Genomic DNA, 20,653 nt, shown 5'->3' with positions numbered 1-20,653 from the left:
AAACCTACATCGCTAAGCCTTTTAAACGTTACTTTGCAGAAAAAGCGCTAAACTTTCATGAAAGACAGCCCAGAAGCCTCTAGCGCCTGCAACAGGGCTGGTTTGTCTTCGCTTTTGATGCCTTTCCAATCCAAAACCGCCAACTCCACCTTCTCTAAAGTCCGCTCAACACACTGCCCCAACATTTCCCCATCAACAAGGTTAACCGCGTACTTGGGTATCATGTGCCCAAACACTGCCTCGTCTGAGAGTGCCATGCGGGTGAACTTTTGGTTGTAGTGTGTTCCGCCTATGCCGAGAACGGCAGGACCCGATGGGGCTGAAAATTTGGAGATGGCGTGCATTGCGGCGTGGGCAACGGCTTGTGCCGCCGTTAAATCGTTCCATTGGGTTTCGCAACTGCCTAATTCCACAAACATTGTTGGCACGTCGAGGCTTGGACCATGATGGGTGCACTCATATGATACTTCGTAGTCTAGGCTTAACTGCTCTTTTTGGTGCATGAGCGCTTTTAGGGCTGTTTGCATAGCCACGGCGGGGCAAACTGAGACACATCGTGGCAGTCCGCCTAGTTCAGCGTTGCCAAAGTTTCCAGGAGTGTGAACCGACAGGGTGGGTTTGCCGCTTTGGCTGCTGTGCCTTGAGATGAAAACAATCAATTCCGCGTCAGGAAAGTCCTCTGGCAGGTTTTGTGCATGGACGCTTTCTTGGTTTAAAGTTGCTAAGGTTACGTTTTTACCGTTTACTTCTGCCGCGTACAATGGTGTTTGCTGGAATGTATCTGCGGTTTGGCGGAAGGGGTAGTGGCTTAGGATTTGTTGTTTGATGTTTAGGCTTGCAGTGTCCTTGTTTGAGGCTACGAGGAGAATCATGTTTTGTGTTTCCTTTATGTGGTTTAGGGTTGTTTGCGGAAAAAGTTTTTGCATAAAGCTTATTATTACATGCTTGGTTCAAGGCATACTGAAGGCAAACAAGATGCACCTCATCAATTTCAAAGAACTCACAGGTCAACAGCTGGAAGCTCTAGTCGATTTAGGCATCAAAGTCAAAAATAACCCAGCCAAGTACCTCAAAACGTTTGAGGGCAAGTCTGCGGCGTTGATTTTCCAAAAAACCTCTACGCGCACCAGAGTCGCGTTTGAGGTTGCTATGACGCAGCTTGGCGGTCACAGCTTGTTTATCGATTGGAGAACGACCAATTTCACGTTAGCGGACATAACAGACGAAATACGGTACTTGTCGCGTAATGTTGATTGCATTATGGCTCGGTTGCTTTATAATTCTGATTTAATGAAAGTTGCCGCTGCGTCTCGTGTTCCAGTAATCAACGGTTGCGACGAGAAGTACCATCCAACGCAAGCCTTAGCAGACCTTATAACTGTAAAAGAGAAACATGGCAAGCTCAAAGGTGCCAAACTCGTCTACATAGGCGTCCATAACAACGTTTGCAACTCGCTCATTGAGGGTTGCACCAGAACAGGCGTCAAATTAACCACGGTTACACCTATTTTTAATGAAGCTGCAAGAGACGAGGAAATACTATCTGAAGCAAAAAAATCTGGGCTTTGGCAATCAACCTTAGACGCAAAAGAGGCGGTTTTGGATGCGGATTTCGTTTACACTGACACATGGATTGACATGGAATTCTTCTCTGACCCAAAGTTTGCCAAGGAAAAAGAGAAGCGCATTAAACTTATGATGCCCTACCAAATCAACGCCCAACTGCTCAAAGGCAGTGACGCTTACGTGATGCATGATATGCCTATTCACCGTGGATACGAGATTAGCGCGGAAGTCATTGAAAGCCAAAAATCAGTGATTTATGAGCAGGCAGAAAACAGGCTTTACTCTGCTAAGGCGATATTTCTCAAATTGATGGGTTCTTAAGCGCCTTTGCCCAAGGAACCCTTATTTTTTGCCTTTTTAGGACTATTTTGCCATTTCATTGATTGAATTTTATGTAAGATAGAGGTAGCAGTTAATCGAGTTGCCTTGACTGAAGAATTAAGAAAAAATAGGGGGAAGGTGGTTGTTAAAAGCACTTTATGGTCTTTTCTTGATGATGAGCAGTGCGGCAATAGCTACTGCAACAATTATCGCAATGCCCATGCCGACGACGTACAGCTCAATTGGAGGCAGCGAGATTTGCGGTTGCTCTGTTGGTGTGGGTAGTGCTTCATCCACTGTGAATGCGGTTTCAGCGTGTGATGGGTAGTATCCGGCTGAGCCTGCAAAGCGTGCATAGACTTTGTATTCGCCTGGAACGTCAGGAGTCCACGATAAGCTATAGAAGCCATCCATGCTACTAGTAGTGGTTGTGCCGATGTCTCGGAAGTTACCGTTTGCATCAAGCACACTAATAGTAACTTCAACTCCTTTAGCGTCCGCGGGTCTTTCAAACTGCTTGTAGACGTACAGCATCCATTCAGACATTGATTCGTCTGCTACAGCTGGAACACCATTCGGGAACCGTTTTTGCAAGACGATACCGTCTGTTCCTGGCGAAACGTCAGTTACCATACCTTTAATGGTTACTGATGTGCCGAATGGAACACCGATGTCGGGTGCTGAAACTGTAGTTGCCGAAGGTCCTTTGCCTATGGCATATATCATTTGGTTGTATGTGTCCATTGTTGCAATTATGCTGTCTCCCATGACTGCACTTCCTCCCCAGTCAGTTTGGCGGAACATGCCCGCTATAGACCAGATTTCCTCGCCTGTAGTTGCGTTGAGGCAGACGAAGGGTGCACCACGGGGTTGCGGCTGGTTGACTGAGTGTTCGCTTTGGCCTAAGTAGATTTTGCCATCAGCAACAATGCGAGGCCTCAAAGATGACCAGTAGTCAGACCATAAGGTTTCTGACCATGGGTCTTTGTAGGTGTAGTTCCAAGCTAGTTTGCCTGTTTTGGCGTCGTATGCATACATTATTCCGCTCATACCATTTGAGTACAGTTTACCGTATGCAAAGCGTGGATACATAGCAAAGATGTCTAGATAGTGCTGTGAAGGCGTTTCCCACATAAAGTTGCCCGTATCAATGCTATAGGTGTAGAACTTTGTCAGTTCTTTGCACCATATAGCTACGAGTCTGTCTTCAGCGCTTCCTGCTGCAACTGAAAGAGAAACGTTTCCGCTTGGTGCAGCGATTGTTTTATTGAACTTTAGTGAACCAGTCTTTGCATCAATAGCCCAGAGTATGAATGGTGCATCATTGAGAGTTTCGGTTGAAAACATTCCAGTCGTGCCAAGCCTTGTATAACCGACAATTGTGTCATCGTGGAACACGTAAGAAACGCTTCCAGGTAATCCTAGAGGTATTGAAACGTTTCTTGTGTAGCCGTTGTATCCATAGGGTGTTGCGGTAGTCACAGGAACTGCGCCTTGTGCATCAATGGTTTTTCCCTGAGGTTGCCAAGAACCAAAGGCTGGGTTGTTCTGGGTAGTGCCCCAGTAGGCACTAATGACAGCTGTTGAGTTCCACATAGTCATGTAGCCGCGTTGCTGGTTAAGCGTGTATATCAGGATTTCGCCGTTAGGACCATACGTGCGGGTGCCGCTTGGCATATTCGTAAATCTGAATAGCCAACGCCCAGTGTAGGGGTCAAACGCTTCCAGAGTGGATGAAGCCGCAGCGAACATTCCTGAAGATGTGCCACAGAAAAGATATGCGTAAACACCTTGCGTGTTGAAACTCTTCCAGTACATCACTTGACCATACTGTGGGAATAAACGTTGCCCCGCAGCGTTAAGCAATTCTTTTTCCCACAGCGTTTCTCCTGTATGCAGATCGACAGCGCAGATCCAGTTGGTGACATTGCTGCCTCCGACTGTGTCAAACTTTACGTATATGAGTATGCCCATGATGACTAGGCTACTACTGAATTTGCCTTCATAAGCGTCACCGGGGAAGATTGCTGCTGGTTCAGATAGACCAACGCCTCCACCTAGACCGCCTATTACCAGTTGCTTTTGCCAAAGGACATGTGCGCTTTCTGGCGCATCTTCTTGGCCTAAGCTTTCAGCAGTGCCGTAGATGCTTGCAGGTGATAGCCAATGACCTGCGATTGGCGCCCATTCTCTAATTTGACTGTCGATTGGGCGGCTCCAGTATTCTGTTGGAAGCGGTACACCTGGCCAGAACTGGGAGGGCTCAGCGCCTACCACAAGTTCTAGGATGTCACTGTAGTCTTCTTCGTAGTAGACGTTATTGGTCTTGTTGTACCATTGTGGAGGGAAGTATGTCTGTAGTTTGTATGTACCTTCCATGGTTGGCACGTATATTGTGCCTGTGCCGCCTGTTGAGTCAGTATCGAAGGGACCAAGCGTCTCTTTTGTACCGTCAGGTCGAGTCACGTATATCAGTAAGCCGCGCCATTTGTCCTCTGTGATTTCCAAAGGCTGGGTAATCCCCACGTGAAGCAGAACTTCCTCATTTATGGCGACTGGGTTCGGTGTAGCGCCGATGTAAGCATATGATTTTTTATGACCTGTCCAACCTTGCGCGATTGGTAATGGAACAAGCGAAATAATCATAGTCAACATCAGAATTAGAGCGATTGCGATTGCCGCTGTTTTTCCTTTCTTTTGCATTTTTCTTTTTTCTCCTAATTTTATTGAGCAAAAAGCAAACAATGCTGATTATCTCTCAAGCATCTCAAGAATTTTTTAAACTCTCGAGTAGCTGTAAAATCGACACTACTTTGCCCCCTGCCCAATAAACAATCGTTATCAGAGAATTTTATTTATAAGATTTTCGCAAAATCAGATTCTTGCATATAAACTAGAATAAACATTCTGTTGAAAATTAAATTTTACACCTGCTTTTCTCATCCAAAATCCATAAACCCTTCGATAAGATAATGAAAATAAAGAGAGGGTAAATATGGTTACGAGAGGGCAACGTAGAATAGGCAAAACCATCAGAAAGCTCGAAAACAGCGTAGAGTTGAGCAGTAAAGAAGGCAAAGCAAAACTGGCAGAGCAAAAGTACAAGCAAAAAGTTCAAGCGGAACATGGCTACACGAATGACGCGCCAGTGCAAAATCTGCGAGACCCAGACAAATGGAAAAGTCAACGAACAAAAGAATCTTCGCACTGAACCTATTTGCCGCCTATTAGAAACTCATTGCAGAACCCTATAGGGGGTAGGTGTTATTGACTCTTTTCAACGCCATTAACATGTTGAAAAATCCGCCTTTAAATAGGGGGATAGGGTCTATCGGAGAGCAGCACGTTTTTCTCCAATAAAATATTCTCAACCAGCCCCTTCAGCGCTATATTGCTTACTTTCAACAACTATAAGAAAACAAAACAACCCAAAACACCAAAACCCACCGCAAACCCCAAACACAATCACCACATTCATGATTAAACAGCATCCTGTACTTCAGGTCAATTCTAACCCTTTATGTGCGATATCTTTTATAGTATCGATAAAGAGATTCGTAACTCAATCGGAGGGGGAAAGAACAAACGAGTGCAAAATGGAGAAGAAGCAACAAAAACCGCAAATGGGCAAACTTCAACAACCTCATAAAACCAAAAGACACAAAAACACCAACACAAAACGCCCAAACCACAAAACCTCACAACAAAGCATTTTTCAGACCGTACAAAGGCTACACTAAACGAAACCTACAAGAACCCAAACCACTAATCGACATATTCCAAGACCCAAACAACATAACCATAGTCGCAGAAATCGCAGGCTTTAATAAGGAAACCCTCAAAATACATGTGAAAGATCAAAAAATCACGCTGTCGGCAAAATCAAAAGATCGAAGATACTATAAAAGTTTAAATTTGCCGAAGGTAGTGATTCCAAACGCAATGCACACCAAATACAAGAACGGCGTGCTAGAAATCAAACTCCAAAAAGCAGAAACAAACAACCCCCAAAGAAGCTGACAAGAATGCCACATAAACTAAGAAAAATCAGAAAACTAAGAGGATCAAGAACCGTAGGATACGGAAGAATAGGACAACACCGAGACGCAGGCAGTAAAGGCAACCGTAAAGTCGGACGCCACAAACACCTCTGGAGCAAAATTGTAACCACCCAACCAGACTACTTTGGTAAACACGGGTTCACCTCACCCCAAAGCCTACACCGCAAAGAAAAAACAATCAATCTCTACCAACTAGACCAAATCGCACAAACACAAAACATAAACCTAACCGAACTCGGCTACACCAAACTCCTCGGAACAGGAAAACTCACAAAACCCCTAACCATACAAGTCGAAGCCTACTCAAAATCAGCCCAAGAAAAAGTCAAACAAGCAGGCGGAGAAATCGTAAGCTCCCAGACCAACGGAGAGTAAAGCTGCTAAATGGCCGGAAGATTCCTCAGCCTCTTCAAACCAATTGGAAGAGTTCTGCCCGAAATAAAAAAGCCAGAACGCAAAGTCAGCTTCAACGAGAAAATCTTCTGGACTGCACTTGTACTTGTTATTTTCCTTGTCATGACTGAAATCCCACTTTATGGTGTAGAAAATGCGCAAGATGATTTCGGTGCCCTAAGAGTAATCTTCGCCTCAAACCGCGGCACCCTCATGGAGTTGGGTATTGGACCCATAGTTACAGCAGGATTAATTCTGCAATTACTCGTCGGCTCCTCAATCATAAAAGCCGACATGTCAAACCCTGAAGACAGAGGACTCTTCACCTCAGCAAGCAAAGTCTTCAGCATCATACTTACCGCAGTTCAAGCAGGAGCATACATCCTAAGCGGCATGTACGGCGCATTGGCAGGACCAACAATTCTGGTAATTTTCCTGCAACTCATAGCCGCAGGCATAGTCGTCATGCTTATGGATGAGCTTGTACAGAAGGGCTGGGGACTAGGCAGTGGAATCAGCCTCTTTATTATGGCTGGTGTTGCACAGAACATTTTATGGTCAATGTTCTCGCCACCAACTGGGTTGTTTTTCGGTTCGCTTCAAGAATTATTGGGCGGTCGCCAGACGCTGATGAATTGGGTATTCGGTTCTCAGAATGGGATCTATCCATCGCTTCTGGGTTTCATCGCCACCATTGTAGTGTTCCTAATAATTATTTACTTGGAAGGCATCAGGGTTGAGCTTCCAATGAGTTACGCAGGATACAAGGGTTTCAGAAGCAGATACCCAATCAAACTGCTATATGTATCAAACTTGCCAGTTATCTTCGCATCAGCACTGTTTGCAAACGTGTACTTCTTCTCACAACTATTATGGACACAGCTAGGAACACCTGCGCCAGGAACAAACCTGTTCTTCCAGATAATAGGTGATTTCAACCAAACCGCTAATGGTGTTACTCCGGTTGGTGGTCTTGCTTACGTCGTTACTGCACCTAGAAGTTTGTATGCTGTCGCTGCTGATCCTCTAAGAGCAGCCGCATATCTAGGCATAATCGTGGCTTTCTGTGCCGTCTTCTCGCTAATTTGGCTCGAAGTAGGCGGTTTAGGTCCCTCAAAGGTAGCAAAGCAACTCATGGATAGTGGGATGCAGATTCCAGGTTACCGAAGGTCAGGCAGGCCCATCGAAGCGATTCTCAAGCGTTACATTCCAGTTGTTACAGTGCTTGGCGGTATTGTGGTTGGGCTTGTGGCTGGGCTTTCAGATTTCCTTGGGGTTTTCGGTTCAGGCACAGGAATATTGCTTTCGGTCGGTATCATCTATCAGTACTATGAACTGTTGATGCGGGAGCGGGCTGCGGAGATGTTCCCAGCGTTTAGGAGAATCCTAGGCGAGTAAGAATAAGAGGACTGCTTGAAAAGCTCTCATCCCCCTTTTCATGTGGTTTGTCTTTTTGTTTTTCTTATAGTAGTTGTTGAATAGCCTCATCCCCCTTCACAACAACCAGCGGATTGGGCTATGAATTGGTTTTTTGGTTTAGGGTTTGGTTTTTCTTGCTTATTGGTTGTGGCGTTTCACAACCAGTGCAAGGAGTTAAAGGGTCTTTTATTTGGCAGAGGCGGTGCCTTAAATTTGAACTTTTTACCGTAGATTTTTGTCGGCAGTACCCACTTGCCACTCAGTTTTATAATGCGGGGGATTCTATACGCAGTCAATAGCAAGGGTAATCTTGCTTAAAATTTAGGAAGAGAAAGAATGAAAATAAACAAAACTAAATCTATCGCTATTTTTGTTGCAATTCTTCTATCAGCATCTACAGCTGTCTCAATATCAATGCTACCAACCGCTAGTGCTCATGACCCCCCATGGACTTTTCCAAGCTATCCTTTTGTTGTTCCAGCACCTGACCCCATTGGTGTTGGCCAAACTGGCGCTATTGTGATGTGGGTTGACTATCCCATGCCTGGGTCATTAGTGACCAACGACTACAGGCGTCACAACTATACCTTAATCATCACTAAGCCCAACGGTGACGTTGAAACAAAGCATTGGGACGTAATTTATGACACTACTGGCATTCAGTACTGGCAATATACTCCTGATCAAGTTGGTACCTACATACTCAAGTTCAATTATGGAGGCCAAATCTTTGAGTGGGGAGGAACATATGGCGGTGACATCTATTTGCCTTCATCGAGAACCGTAAACTGGACAGTGCAAGAAGAACAAGTGCCTACACCGATTACTAGCTATCCGCTTCCAACTGAGTATTGGACACATCCGATTGAGGGACAGAACACTGACTGGTGGCTAATTTCATCCAACTGGCTTGGCTCTCCACAAATCGTGAACAGGTTCCAGCCTTACGGCTCGGCTCCTAATAGTTTCCATGTTATGTGGTCTACGCCTATTCAGCAAGGTGGCATCGTTGGCGGAATGTTGGGTCCCTCTGAAGAGGAGCCTGTTAAGGGATACTATATGGGTGGCTCGTACAACGTCAGATTCAGCAACGGTCTGATTATGAACGGAAAACTCTACTATCAACTGCCTTATGGTAACTCTGGTAGTGGCGGTCCCTACGTTTGTCAGGACCTGCGCACTGGAAAAGAACTTTGGCGCATAAACCTCACTGCTGCAGGCACATCTGCTCCATCCTTCGGCTGGCTTGAATCTTTCGATGACGGCAACCAACACGGCGCACTACCAAACGGAGCACTAGTCGCAACCAGCACTAGCGGCGGCGTGACAACATGGAGAGTCTATGACCCAGACACAGGAGTATTAACAGCAATGAACATTACTAGCGTTCCAGCAGGTACATCAGTTCAAGGTCCCAAGGGCTCAATACTGCGCTATTGCCTCATAAACTATGGTACTGCTGCAAATCCAAATTGGTACTTGCTACAGTGGAATACTACTAAGCTGATTTCAACGCCAGGCGGCATTGGTCAATCTGGTTGGTACACAAGCACCATCAATGCAAGTTTACCATCACGTTTTGACTTTAACAAGTCAATAACCCTCATGAACGGCGCATCATGGAGCATGCATAGCGACTCAGCCTACAATGGCTATCTGATTCTTACACAGGGCAACTTCGGAGGCAGAACAGACAACTACTACAACAGAAACTGGTATGGAGCAAACATGACAGTTATCAGCACAAAACCAGAATCAATGGGGCAAGTTCTATGGTCTAAACACTTTGATGCTGCCCCAGGCAACGTCACACGAGACCTAGTAGCTATTGACCAAAAGAACGGCATCTTTGTCTTTGAAGATAAAGAGACTATGGTTCACTATGGGTATGACCTGAAGACTGGAAATAAGATTTGGGGACCAACTAACCCAGTAGATCAATATGACTACTTCCGTTCGACAACTCGCTGCGCTTACGGCAAACTTTACTTCGGTGGTTACGGTGGCATACTCTACTGTTATGATGTTCTCGATGGCAAATTGTTATGGACGTACGGAAACGGTGGAGAAGGAAACAGTACTTCCAGTGGTTTAATTACCGCTTGGGGTCACTATCCAATCTTCATTCCAGCTATTGCGGATGGCAAAGTTTACTTGGCTACAACAGAACACTCTCCTGACTCCCCCTACTATAAAGGCGCACTGGTTCGTTGCGTAAACGCTACAGACGGTACTGAAATCTTCACTGGTGAAGGCTGGGGTACAGGAATGGATGCCAACTATGACATTGTTGCTGACGGTTACTACGTTTACTTCAACGGTTATGATTCAAAGATGTACTGTCTCGGTAAAGGTCCAAGCAAGACCTCAATAAGGATTCAAAACAATGTTATCACCGAAGGTAACAGTGTTCTGATTGAGGGTTCAGTTTTGGACATTGCCGCTGGCACTCTACAAGATGAACAAGCCGCACGCTTCCCGAATGGTGTCCCCGCAGTTTCCGATGACAGCGTTAGTGATTGGATGAGCTATGTTTACTTCCAAAAGCCACGCCCATCAGACGTGAAAGGTGTGGATGTGACGTTGACAGTGCTTGATCCAAACAACAATGTCTATGAAATCGGAACAGCTACCAGTGATTCATACGGACAGTACAGCCTAATGTGGGAGCCTCCGGTTCCTGGCAAGTACACGGTCGTTGCTCGCTTTGCTGGCACTGAATCTTACTACCCATCATACGATGAAGCTGCCTTCGGCGTTACAGAAGCCGCGCCTACACCTACAGAACAACCACAGATGGCTCTACCCCCACTTGAAATGTACATCATGGGCATGGGAGCCGCATTGATTATTGCATTAGCCATAGCCACAGTGCTCATCATTAAGAAGCGCTCACCTCCGATACAAATTCAGAAAAATCAGTAAAAAGACCAAAGAAACAAAATCCCTTCCCTCTTTTTTCTTTCCCAATGAACAAGGGCGCCGTCCACCATTAGAGAAAACATTCGCGATTTCTGTCATTCACAAGTTAAGAGTAAAAACGGTTATTAGACAGGAAACAAGATACGCATTACATAAAAAGCATTGCAGGCAGTGAAACACATGACAAGAATAAAAAAAATCCTATTCGCTCCATTAGTCTGCTTATTGATTTTTTCAACAATAGGTTTTCTGATTGGTTTTGTGCAGGCGCAGTCAAATGTTAACTATGAAGCATCCATCTCGGCAAATACTCCCAATGTTGGGCAAGAGACCTCTTACGTGTTAGACATTAGTAGTACTGGTGCAGACAAAATGGGTTATATTAACGTTACACTTCCTTCTGGATATACTAATCCTAAAAATGCAATGATAACCCACCAACCCTCCTCACAGACGTGGAATGTGAGTATTCAAGATGACCGTTATATTGTTCTTCAATCCACTGAAGGGTTAAGCACTGGGCAGAGTATCAACTTAAGTTTTAATGTGAAAAACCCACCAGTAGCAGGAAATTATGTTTGGAGAATCGGAGCTAGTATAGATGAACTTACCTCGCCAAAAGTTTTAGATGTTACTTATATGATTCTTATCACATCAATTTTGCCAGCACTTGCAATTCTAGGTGTAGCTATAGGAATTGCGTTCTTGAATTCTGGAATATACAGAGTCTTGATTAATCATTTCATAGGTTGGGAACAATATCGTATAATGCAGAAGGAAATGGCTGAGCACCGCTCACAAACCATGGAGGCAATGCGCGCCAACGATAAAAAACAAATTGAGAAACTCAAAAAGAAAGAATCGCAGATTAAAAATATGCAGGCAAAAATGGCAAAACCGCAACTAGCCCAGTTTGCCTTTTCTTTCGTTTATATTGCCGTCTGGTTTTTAGTGTTAACCCCTACCTTCGGTGCCACTACCATGGCGCTAATACCAGGTGTTGGTGCGATTCCCGTCTTCTGGTGGTACCCCATTTGCTCCGTATTCTGCGGATTACTTTCCCAACGCATAATCGGCATCAACCCTATAGAGCACTAAACAGCAAAAAGGCGGCGAAGATGGTTAACAAAGAACAATGCGCCACTAAGAAAGCAATGGTTATATGTATTTCAGGCATGGCTGGAACAGGAAAAAGTACGCTTTCTCAAAAAATAGCCAAAAAATACAACTTAAAATACTACTCTGGAGGCGACGCCCTAAAAGACCTAGCCAAAGCCGAAGGCTACACAATATCTGATGAGGGCTGGTGGGAGAGCCCTATTGGCTTAAAATTCCTCGAGAGAAGACTCAGCGACCCGAAATTTGACAGGGCAGTGGACGAGAAATTTTTAGAATATGCAAAACAGGGCAATGTATTATTGGACAGTTGGACGATGCCGTGGCTTCTTGAAGGCGGATTCAAGATTTGGCTTTCAGCTTCACTTGAGAAAAGAGCGGCAAGAGTTGCTCAACGAGACAAAATATCCATAGAAGAAGCGTTCCGTTTTCTCAACGAAAAAGAGGCACAGACGAAGGCAATTTACAAGAAACTTTACGGATTCGAATTAGACAAAGATTTTGAGCCGTTTGATTTTATTTTAGATACGAATAACTTGACTGCTGACGAAGTCTTTCAAGTCCTGTGCAAAGTTATCGATAATGTAGTTCTTTCTAACACTTAGTGATTTTGCTAATAGAACTTTATTCTATAACAGAGTTACAGACGCCTTAAAACTAAAACAAACCAACTAAAGCCTTCACCATTAGCCCTAACAAGAGAAGGAGGAAGGGGGAGACTTAGTGAAGGCAATCAATTACTTAGTCAAAATACTGCTAATCCAGCTAATCTTTCTATGCATTCTTTCCTCTGCGCGCTTTGTAAACCAGCAATCGACCCTTGTACTGATAATTTTCAACATCCTTTTCTTGTCTATAGGTTTCCAACTGAATGGTAGCTTGAACCTAAAACTATGCCTTTTAGCGTTAGGCAATTTCATTGGCTTTCTATGGAACTTGCTGTTCAATGCGTTTGTGATTGCGGCTTTCATTTCTTTTGGAGAAGCTTTCAAGAATGTTTACATAATTACTTATCCTTTTTTGAATTCACTTTGGGTAATTTCATTTTGGTCATGGAGCTTAACTTTTTTCCGCCCCTTGAAGGAGCATGAAGGGCAGGACGGCCATGCTTATAGAAACTTTTGAGTTATTCTTCATCTTCCTAACACTATTAATGATGACTTACCTCATTAGGCATTACGTTTTTACACTGACTGTTCTGAGACAATCAAAAAACAAAGCGTTAACAAACAGAATGCATGTAACATTCCAGCCAACAGTTTCCATTCTTATTCCAGCCTGTAACGAAGAAAACGTGATAGGGCGACTGCTTGAGCGAATCGCCAATTTCACTTATCCAAAGGATAAGTTACAAGTGATAGTGATAGACGATGCTTCATCTGACCAAACAGGGAAAATTGCAGAAGACTACAAGAGCTCATACCCCTTCATAGATGTCTTACACAGAGACAAAACCAATGGCAGAACAGGTAAAGCCTCAGCCATGAACCAAGGCTTTTTAAAATCAACAGGAGACATAGTACTATGTTTTGACGCTGATTACTACCCCCAAAAAGACATAGTTGAAAAACTAGTCGAAGCCTTTGTTGACCCAACTGTCGGTGCCGTGCAGGGAAGAGTCGTCGTCTTAAATGAACCTCAAAACATCGTTACACGACTCGTAGCGTTGGAGCGCATAGGAGGCTACCGTATTGACCAAGAAGCACGCGATAATTTAGGCTTAATTACTCAATTCGGCGGAACAGTAGGCGGTTTTAGAAGAAGCATTCTTGAAAATCTGAACGGTTGGGACGAATCAATTCTAGCTGAAGATACAGATTTAACCTTTCGGCTCTACCTTGCAGGATACAAAATTCGATACAACCTTCAAGCTGAATGCTACGAAGAAGCAGTTGACAACTGGAAAGCCTACAGACAACAAAGGTACCGATGGGCAAAAGGACACATGCAATGCTTCTTTAAACATTCATGGAGCGTCCTAACCAGCAAATACCTAAACACCATAGAAAAAATAGACGGCCTCCTATTGTTAAACGTTTATTTCATGCCCCTACTGGCACTACTCTCCCTACTCATCGGATTGCCACTGATCTTTTTGGGGTCACCCCTCATAGGCGCTTTATGGTTCGCCCTTCCAATATCCCTCTACAGCTTTGTTGGAAATTTTGCGCCCTTCTTTGAGGTCAGCATAGGTTTATACTTAGATGAACGGCGCAGGTCTAATTGGCTAATTCCTCTCTTAATTTTCACCTTCTTTTTTAACATACCAATCTGCTTGAAAGCCTTCATAGATGTTATCAGTTCCAAGCTTGCTGGCAAAAGAAATGACGTTTGGGTAAAAACGCCCCATTCAGGTAACGGAAAACACTACATCAAAATAAGAGGTGAGCCGCTTTGCTGACGATTGAGAACGCAAGTTTATTGATAACTACTTTTGGGGCAACAGCAGGCATCACAATGCTGATTACGCTTCTGCCAGCTATTCTGGAATTAAAAAAACCCCTCGATGCTGGACCTAGACTAATAATCGAGGACTTTACGCATCTAACCACAAACCAATTCAGAATTCCACTAATGAATTTAGAGGATGAAATCAACCCAGTTAACCACCTAAACATAAAACTTCCTGATTTCCCACGTTTTGTTCCAAACTTAGAAGTCTAATCTTTGAACAGCAACTTCGTGTTTTTCCACTGATCTCTGGCTAATGACAAGTGACCCCTCGGACTACCATGCAACGAGTAGCATACATAGCACAAATAATTGCATTGAGTACACTCATGATAGGTCTTTCGTAATTCATCGAATTGTTTACTTTTCCATTTCTTTGGCAAATCAAAAATGGAACCAGCAAAATTGACGTTATGGCAACCTGCGATTCTGCCCAAGTGGTCGACAACTAAAAAGTTTTTTAACGCTTGGCATTTCCATGTTCTTTTTTCCTCAGCAAAAAGGCTTCTTAATGCTTTAAACAGGTTGTCTGTCATGAGAATTCGCTTATTCTTTTTTCTCATCTCGTTTAACGTATCGCAGAGTTCTACCATGGCTTGCGTATCTGTTATAACAAACTCATCATTCACTTTTCCAATACGAAATAGTTGGTTTTGGTCTGCAGAACAGTCGTAAGAGTAAAGGCAGTACCAGACTAGAATCCCCTTGCCCGTAAAATATTTGGTGATATCAACAATTTCATAGAGGTTCTTTTGCGAAATCGTCGGCGTAACCGCAACATTAACTCCTTCTTTCTTAAGAACTTCCACGGCATTCATGGCACTCTTCCAAGCGCCCGGCACAGATTTAATGTAATCGTTCTTGGCTTCATCAAGACTGTCAATGGAGATTGCCGCAAAATCAACTTTTCGTAAGGCATCAATTTTTTTTGCAGCCATGCTACCATTATCATACACTGTGGTTACAAACAGTTTTGAAGCATGCTCGATTATCTCGTCGATATCCTTTCTGAGCAAGGGGTCTCCGCCAGAGATTACAAGCTCAACTATGCCCACGTCCTTTAAGATGTCTAATCCCTTAATCACCTCATCCGTTGAAAGCTCATTTTTGTCCTGTTCTTTCCAGACGTTACAGCCAACACACCTATAGTTACATTTCCTAGTAATCAACCACTGAGCATGATGAGGTTTGCCCGGGGCAAGTGAACGTCTCGCTATGGATGCAACTTTACCTAAACTTGAAGTCAACTCGTTTCACTTGTCCCTAACTATGTATATTAATTGAGCTTCGAACTACTAAAAACCGATATTTAACTTTAAGCCTATTTCACCTTTTAAATGATGCTTGGTTTTGACAAAGCAAGTTCTAATTTCTTTGTTGTCTGTCTAAAGTTAATGCTTACTTGGCGTGTGTTGCAAAAGAACCTTTAACAGCCTGCTTATTATTAATGGGGTTAACAGTTAAGATAGTGGTTACGTAAGTTCACGTGGTTGGCTATGGATGGCTCAGTTGACGTTGTGCTGTTAACTAAAAACAGCCAAAGGATGCTAAAAGAATGTGTAGAGTCAATCTATCAGAATGTACCAGTCGGCAAACTTATAGTGGTGGACGGCTACTCAACAGACAAAACCCTTCAAATTCTAAACCAATTCAACAACAAATACCACAACGTAAAAATAATCTTTGACAGCGGCACCCGTGCCACTGCCCGCCAAAAAGGCATAAGTCAAGTAAGTACGGACTGGTTTTTGTTTGTGGACAGCGATGTTGTCCTCTGCAAAGATTGGTATAAAAAAGCGCAAAAATTTGTAACACCTGATGTTGGGGCTGTTTGGGGAATTGAAGTTTGGTCGACAATTAAACACAAAAATACTTTGAAGCTTTTTCTCTTGGTTACACGCAAGATTTTTGATGTTCGAGGCGGTACCCATGACACATTGATTCTAACAAGCGCTGTTAAGGACATTAAGATACCTTCGAGTCTTCATGTTTTTGAAGATGCACACATTAAGGATTGGATAGAGAACAAAGGTTATCGTGTGGTTGCTTGCTACGTGCCGTTCTGCATCCACTTTAGACCTAGTTATGTGTGGACTTTGGAGGGCAGCTTAGGCTTGGTTGCTGAAGCATTAAAGATTGGGAGCCCACGGCTTATTGGCAAATTATTGTTGGCTTACGGTTTCTACGCTGCCTACTCGATTTACCAATTGCTTAAATAAAATTGGCTTGGGTTCAGGTTTTTAAGCTATCGCTAACTTATAACAAAAACAATGATTAATTCGAGGGCACGTATGCAACAAGTTGACGTAGTACTGCTGACAAAAAACAGTGAACATTTGCTCGATAAGTGCTTGGCTTCAGTCTACCGAAACGTGCCCATAAAAAACCTAATAGTCATTGATGGATTCTCAACTGACCACACCCTTGCCATCTTGGAGAAATTCAATCGTAAGTACGGTAATGTTTTGCTGTTTCAGATGGAGGGTTCAAGGGCTAAGGCGCGAACAGAAGGCATACGTAAAGTAACCACGGAATGGTTCATGTTTGTTGACAGCGACGTCATACTTTGCAGGGACTGGTTCAAAAAAGCACAGCCAGATTTGACCGATAATGTGGGGGCTGTTTGGGGTTTAAACATTGATGTTCTGCCCAACGTGAAAAATAGGCGGGTTCTTGCTTTGCAGAGTATTGTTGCAAGACAATGTTTCTATTTGCGCGGTGGAATGCATGATACGTTGATTTTGCGAAAAGCTGTCGAAGGCATCAAGATTCCTGAGCATTTGCATGTTTATGAAGACGCGTTCATTGTAAAGTGGATTAAGGCACATGGCTATGGCGTTGCGGTTAGCAGCGACATCTATTGTTTGCATTATAAGCCGCCAGAGAATTGGAACTTGAAAAATGGTTTTGAGCAAGCCAAAGGTGAGGTTAAAAGCGGTTTAGTCTACTCGCATATGTATCGTTATGTGTTTTTTTATCCTGTTTTCTTCCTTTACTGGTGCTTGCAGGTACCGCTTAACGGTTTTAGGAACGGTTCAACGCGACAACGCAATCCAAAGATGGTCTGAGACAGGTCTTGGCAGTATCTCCGCCGAATCATCAGCATGCATCAGTAGGCGCTTGTTTGGGTTTGGGTTAAATTCGCCTATGATGTTGGCGTAAATGTGCTCATTGCTTAAGCTGTTGATTATTTTGTCTGCTCCGTCTGGTTCAGCGGCTATTAGCAGTGCGCCTGAGCTTATCAGTTGGAGAGGGTCAATTTCGTAGAACCTGCAGATTTTCGCGGTTTCAGGTTCAACGGTAATTTTATCCTCAAAAATTCGTGCACCCAAGCCTGCAGCGTCTGCCATTTCATGTATTCCGTTTAGGATGCCTCCTTCGGTTGGGTCGTGCATGGCGTGTACTCCGCCTGTTTTGTAGGCTGTTAGTGCGTCTTTTACTACGCTGATTTGGTTGTAGAAGGCTTTGGCACTTTCCAGAATTGTGGGGTTGAAGGTTTTGGATAGTTGTTCTTGGCGGTCTGTTGCTAGGATGGCTGTGCCCTCGATTCCTGCGCTTTTGGTTAAAATTAGTTTGTCGCCTGTTTTTGCTCCTGCGGCTGTGACGTATTTGCCTTTTTCTGTTAAGCCCATCATGCAGCCGACTACAATCGGATTTGCTAGGCCTGGGGTTGATTCGCAGTGTCCGCCGACAATGGCTATTCCGAGTTGTTTTGCTGCGTTGTGCATTTGGGTGCTTATGGTTTCAACGATTTTTGTGTCAGCGTTTTCTGGGAGCATGATGCATGAGAAGAAAAATGCTGGTTCCACGCCGAAGGTTGCGATGTCGTTGGCATTTATGTTGATGGCTTCCCAGCCGATGTGTTCTACTGCGCCTGTGATGGGGTCCATGGAGATTATGGCGTTTTTGTTGCCGACTTCTAATATTGCGCCGTCTAGTCCTGCTGCTGGTCCGAGTATGACTTCGTTTCTTGGGGCGCCTAGGTTTTTGAATACGACTTCTTTTAGGATGTCTATGGGGATTTTTCCTGGTGGGAGTTTCATGGTTTATTTCTCTGTTATTGTTGGTTTTTAAGTTGTGGGAAGAAGCGCATTACTGCATGCATTATGGGGATGGCGATTATTAAGCCGATGAGCATTTGGCCCAAGTTTATGGGGACTTCTGCTAGGGCAACGCTGAGTGATAAGCCAATGATGAATCGTTCGTAGAGGAAGTATCCTGCGACCATTTCTAGTCCGCCGATGGTGATGGCGATGATTGCGCGTGTAGTTGTGTTTTTGATGTGTTTTTTGAGTTTGATGTTGAGGTAGCCGACGATTGCGCCTTCTATGCCTTTGATTAGTAGTGTTCCTGGTGCGAATGGTGCGTAGCCCAAGTATATGTCTGATAGTGCTGCGCCGATTCCTCCTGAGAGTGCGCCGACGAGTGGTCCAAAGAGGAGTGCTGCAATGTAGATGGTTGTTTCTCCTACGTTGAAGTAGCCTGATGTGGCTGGGATGGGTATGGGGGGGATTTGTGATGTGACGATGAATACGAGTGTTGCGAATATTGTGGCTAGTGCGATTTTTTGGGCTGGGTTTGGGGTGTATTGCATTTGTTTCACGGGGTTGTTGTTTTTGGGGTTATTATTTCTGGGGGCTAGTATAAAAAGTGTGGTTGTTTTTGTGTTTTGTTTGGGGGAAAGTTCTAAATGTTAGTTTTCTCAAGTATTTTGCCAGTGATAGTTGATGAGTGTTAAAGAAGACCCGATTAAGTTGCATAAAGATGCTAATTCGTTGATGGAAAGCGGCAAGTACAAAGAGGCTGTGGAGCTTTTTGAGAAGGTTGCTCAGCTTTACTATAAGGGGCAGAATTTTTTTGGTTCTGCAGAAATGTATTATAAAGCTGGTGAGTGTAGCTCTGCGCTGAAGGAGCCTGAGAAGGCTGTGGAGTTTTTCACGAAGTCTGCGGATATTTCTTTTGCGAAGGGTTTTGAGCGTTACGGCATCAGTGCGTTGGAGAATGCTCGTGAAGCGCATAAGATGTTGGGCAATGCGGATAAGGTTGCGGAAATCACCAAGAAGATTGATGATTTCAACAAGAAACAACAGCAAGAAGATACAGGCGAATCATCGTTCTCTGTGTTCTCATAAAACTCCAACTTTTCAGTTTTTCTTTGTTTAATATGCTGTCAGCGGTGAGAAGCGTTTGATAGCTGTGCAATTTTTTTCTATAGCCCCCCTATATATAGGAGCTGTGTTGCGAGAGGGTTGTTGCTTTGCGGGTAGACCCTATCCCCCTATATAAAGCGGGATTTTTCATGTGTTTTCAACATGCTTTTGGCTTGAAAATGCGCCAATACGATAGACCCCTTAGAGAATTTCGCAGGGTGCAGGGGTTGCGTTTAACGCACTGATTTGCCGTGCAGTGACCTACCCCCTATAGGTTTCAATATACCACTGATATTTGCATCCTAATATGTTCACAAAAAACGCACTATAGAGCAGGTTTTGCGTGATACCTGTTGCGTTTTCAGCACTGGGCACTGAAAGCACTATCTCATTTTCTTAACATGCCGCTTTTGTCATATATTATACACTTGGTTTCTCAAGAGTCAGGATCATAATTGTAGGTCTTGAATCGCCTCTTCTTGCCGAACCTGTACATGAGTATGGCGCCTATTATCGGCGCTATTAGCACTCCGAAAACTTGGTACCAGATACTCCAAAAGAAGTGATAGAGCGGGTTCCCTATACTAAAACGGTTACCTAAAAGTGCGGATATGCCCGCTAAACTCAATCCAACTCCGAAATAAGCAATCCACAACCCCAAAGATATGCCTCCAGCAGTATAACCTATCTTTGCTATGAGCAGTTTTCTTTCCTTGGACAGGACATCTCTTAAGATGTGCTGCAACATATAAGCAAAACCAATTACGAAAATAAGTGATATTAGCATTTGATATAGGCGGTCAAGACTTATTATGCCTGAAAAGAATAGGGCAAGTGAAATTGCCACCATGATTGGTATTACGATTACTGTTTGAATCCAGAACGTCTTCCACCACTTCGGTTTCCCCGATATTTTGGCGTCTGGGAATTCCATGAGTAGTCTTGCTGCAAGTTTGCCTTTATCGGAAAGCACATAATGTCCCATGTCGTTCTTTGATAGGAGATCATCAAGAACCTTTAGATGGTAATTTAGGAGCCCCGTTGTAAGGAAACCTAGCGTTTCTCTAAGTTCAGTATAGGTCAGGACACCTTTCTCGTTGAGCAAAAGCACGATTTGTCTTCGGGTTTCATCCTTTAGAATCTTATGGAGCGAAGCAATTCCTGAATTCATGCTCTCATATTTGGCTTCTTTCAATTTGAGGTTTTTTGACTAAAAATCTTGTCTGAGGAAGATTTGACTATACATTCGTGATA

Annotated in this window: 20 protein-coding genes; 14 read left to right on the top strand and 6 right to left on the bottom strand. The window is 43.8% G+C overall.

The window, feature by feature from the left end; all coding sequences use genetic code 11:
* Positions 1–47: 47 nt before the first annotated feature.
* Positions 48–872, bottom strand: a complete 825-nt coding sequence (locus NWE95_07675; GenBank protein MCW4003773.1) for a hypothetical protein — start codon at positions 870–872, stop codon at positions 48–50.
* A 103-nt stretch (positions 873–975) separates the two neighbouring features.
* Here NWE95_07675 and NWE95_07670 point away from each other — a divergent pair, with 103 nt between their 5' ends.
* Positions 976–1,887, top strand: coding sequence for an ornithine carbamoyltransferase (locus NWE95_07670; GenBank protein MCW4003772.1), 912 nt, complete (start codon positions 976–978; stop codon positions 1,885–1,887).
* Between the two features lie 156 nt (positions 1,888–2,043).
* Here the strand turns inward: NWE95_07670 and NWE95_07665 are convergent, their stop codons facing one another.
* Complete coding sequence (locus NWE95_07665) at positions 2,044–4,590, bottom strand: PQQ-binding-like beta-propeller repeat protein (protein MCW4003771.1); 2,547 nt, start codon at positions 4,588–4,590, stop codon at positions 2,044–2,046.
* Between the two features lie 292 nt (positions 4,591–4,882).
* Between NWE95_07665 and NWE95_07660 the strand changes: the two genes are divergently transcribed.
* The 10 genes from NWE95_07660 (at position 4,883) to NWE95_07615 (ending at position 14,462) form a co-directional block, all read left to right on the top strand.
* A complete protein-coding gene (locus NWE95_07660) occupies positions 4,883–5,098 on the top strand; it encodes a hypothetical protein (GenBank protein MCW4003770.1) in 216 nt (71 codons plus the stop codon).
* 563 nt (positions 5,099–5,661) lie between these two features.
* The gene (locus NWE95_07655) at positions 5,662–5,907 is read left to right on the top strand and encodes an Hsp20/alpha crystallin family protein (protein MCW4003769.1); all 246 of its coding nucleotides are present in this window, start codon (positions 5,662–5,664) and stop codon (positions 5,905–5,907) included.
* 5 nt (positions 5,908–5,912) lie between these two features.
* Complete coding sequence (locus tag NWE95_07650; protein ID MCW4003768.1) at positions 5,913–6,323, top strand: 50S ribosomal protein L15; 411 nt, start codon at positions 5,913–5,915, stop codon at positions 6,321–6,323.
* 9 nt (positions 6,324–6,332) lie between these two features.
* Entirely contained in the window at positions 6,333–7,739 is a 1,407-nt protein-coding gene (gene secY / locus NWE95_07645; GenBank protein ID MCW4003767.1) for a preprotein translocase subunit SecY, read from the top strand.
* Positions 7,740–8,096: 357 nt separating this feature from the next.
* Entirely contained in the window at positions 8,097–10,685 is a 2,589-nt protein-coding gene (locus NWE95_07640; GenBank protein MCW4003766.1) for a PQQ-binding-like beta-propeller repeat protein, read from the top strand.
* 177 nt (positions 10,686–10,862) lie between these two features.
* Positions 10,863–11,780 carry a hypothetical protein gene (locus NWE95_07635; protein ID MCW4003765.1) on the top strand — a complete coding sequence of 306 codons (918 nt, stop codon included), beginning with the start codon at positions 10,863–10,865 and terminating at the stop codon, positions 11,778–11,780.
* Positions 11,781–11,800: 20 nt separating this feature from the next.
* A complete protein-coding gene (locus NWE95_07630) occupies positions 11,801–12,403 on the top strand; it encodes a cytidylate kinase family protein (protein MCW4003764.1) in 603 nt (200 codons plus the stop codon).
* A 118-nt stretch (positions 12,404–12,521) separates the two neighbouring features.
* Positions 12,522–12,923 (top strand): hypothetical protein, encoded by a 402-nt coding sequence (locus NWE95_07625; GenBank protein MCW4003763.1) that lies wholly within the window; start codon positions 12,522–12,524, stop codon positions 12,921–12,923.
* A complete protein-coding gene (locus NWE95_07620) occupies positions 12,886–14,199 on the top strand; it encodes a glycosyltransferase family 2 protein (protein MCW4003762.1) in 1,314 nt (437 codons plus the stop codon). The genes NWE95_07625 and NWE95_07620 overlap by 38 nt, the downstream gene beginning before the upstream one ends.
* Positions 14,193–14,462: a hypothetical protein gene (locus NWE95_07615; GenBank protein MCW4003761.1), complete on the top strand. Its 270-nt coding sequence runs from the start codon at positions 14,193–14,195 to the stop codon at positions 14,460–14,462. Before NWE95_07620 ends, NWE95_07615 begins: the two co-directional genes overlap by 7 nt.
* On the opposite strand, the gene NWE95_07610 is transcribed toward NWE95_07615, so the two are convergent.
* Positions 14,459–15,496: a radical SAM protein gene (locus NWE95_07610; protein MCW4003760.1), complete on the bottom strand. Its 1,038-nt coding sequence runs from the start codon at positions 15,494–15,496 to the stop codon at positions 14,459–14,461. The genes NWE95_07615 and NWE95_07610 overlap by 4 nt on opposite strands.
* 249 nt (positions 15,497–15,745) lie before the next feature.
* Here NWE95_07610 and NWE95_07605 point away from each other — a divergent pair, with 249 nt between their 5' ends.
* Together NWE95_07605 and NWE95_07600 are read left to right on the top strand one after the other, a co-directional pair.
* Entirely contained in the window at positions 15,746–16,468 is a 723-nt protein-coding gene (locus tag NWE95_07605) for a glycosyltransferase family 2 protein (GenBank protein MCW4003759.1), read from the top strand.
* Positions 16,469–16,540: 72 nt separating this feature from the next.
* Positions 16,541–17,317 carry a glycosyltransferase family 2 protein gene (locus NWE95_07600; protein MCW4003758.1) on the top strand — a complete coding sequence of 259 codons (777 nt, stop codon included), beginning with the start codon at positions 16,541–16,543 and terminating at the stop codon, positions 17,315–17,317.
* Here the strand turns inward: NWE95_07600 and NWE95_07595 are convergent.
* Both NWE95_07595 and NWE95_07590 read right to left on the bottom strand, forming a co-directional pair.
* Positions 17,285–18,292 carry an AIR synthase family protein gene (locus NWE95_07595; protein MCW4003757.1) on the bottom strand — a complete coding sequence of 336 codons (1,008 nt, stop codon included), beginning with the start codon at positions 18,290–18,292 and terminating at the stop codon, positions 17,285–17,287. The genes NWE95_07600 and NWE95_07595 overlap by 33 nt on opposite strands.
* A 14-nt stretch (positions 18,293–18,306) precedes the next feature.
* Positions 18,307–18,843, bottom strand: a complete 537-nt coding sequence (locus NWE95_07590; protein MCW4003756.1) for an ECF transporter S component — start codon at positions 18,841–18,843, stop codon at positions 18,307–18,309.
* A gap of 133 nt (positions 18,844–18,976) precedes the next feature.
* On the opposite strand from NWE95_07590, the gene NWE95_07585 reads away from it, so the two are divergent.
* Positions 18,977–19,381, top strand: coding sequence for a tetratricopeptide repeat protein (locus NWE95_07585; protein ID MCW4003755.1), 405 nt, complete (start codon positions 18,977–18,979; stop codon positions 19,379–19,381).
* 454 nt (positions 19,382–19,835) lie between these two features.
* On the opposite strand, the gene NWE95_07580 is transcribed toward NWE95_07585, so the two are convergent.
* Positions 19,836–20,594: a winged helix-turn-helix domain-containing protein gene (locus NWE95_07580; protein ID MCW4003754.1), complete on the bottom strand. Its 759-nt coding sequence runs from the start codon at positions 20,592–20,594 to the stop codon at positions 19,836–19,838.
* Between the last annotated feature and the right edge of the window lie 59 nt (positions 20,595–20,653).

It is taken from the genome of Candidatus Bathyarchaeota archaeon (genome assembly GCA_026014725.1).
Lineage (GTDB): Archaea > Thermoproteota > Bathyarchaeia > Bathyarchaeales > Bathycorpusculaceae > Bathycorpusculum.
The sequence above is the reverse complement of the archived record's forward strand: the minus strand, read 5'-3'. Positions and strand labels throughout refer to the sequence as shown.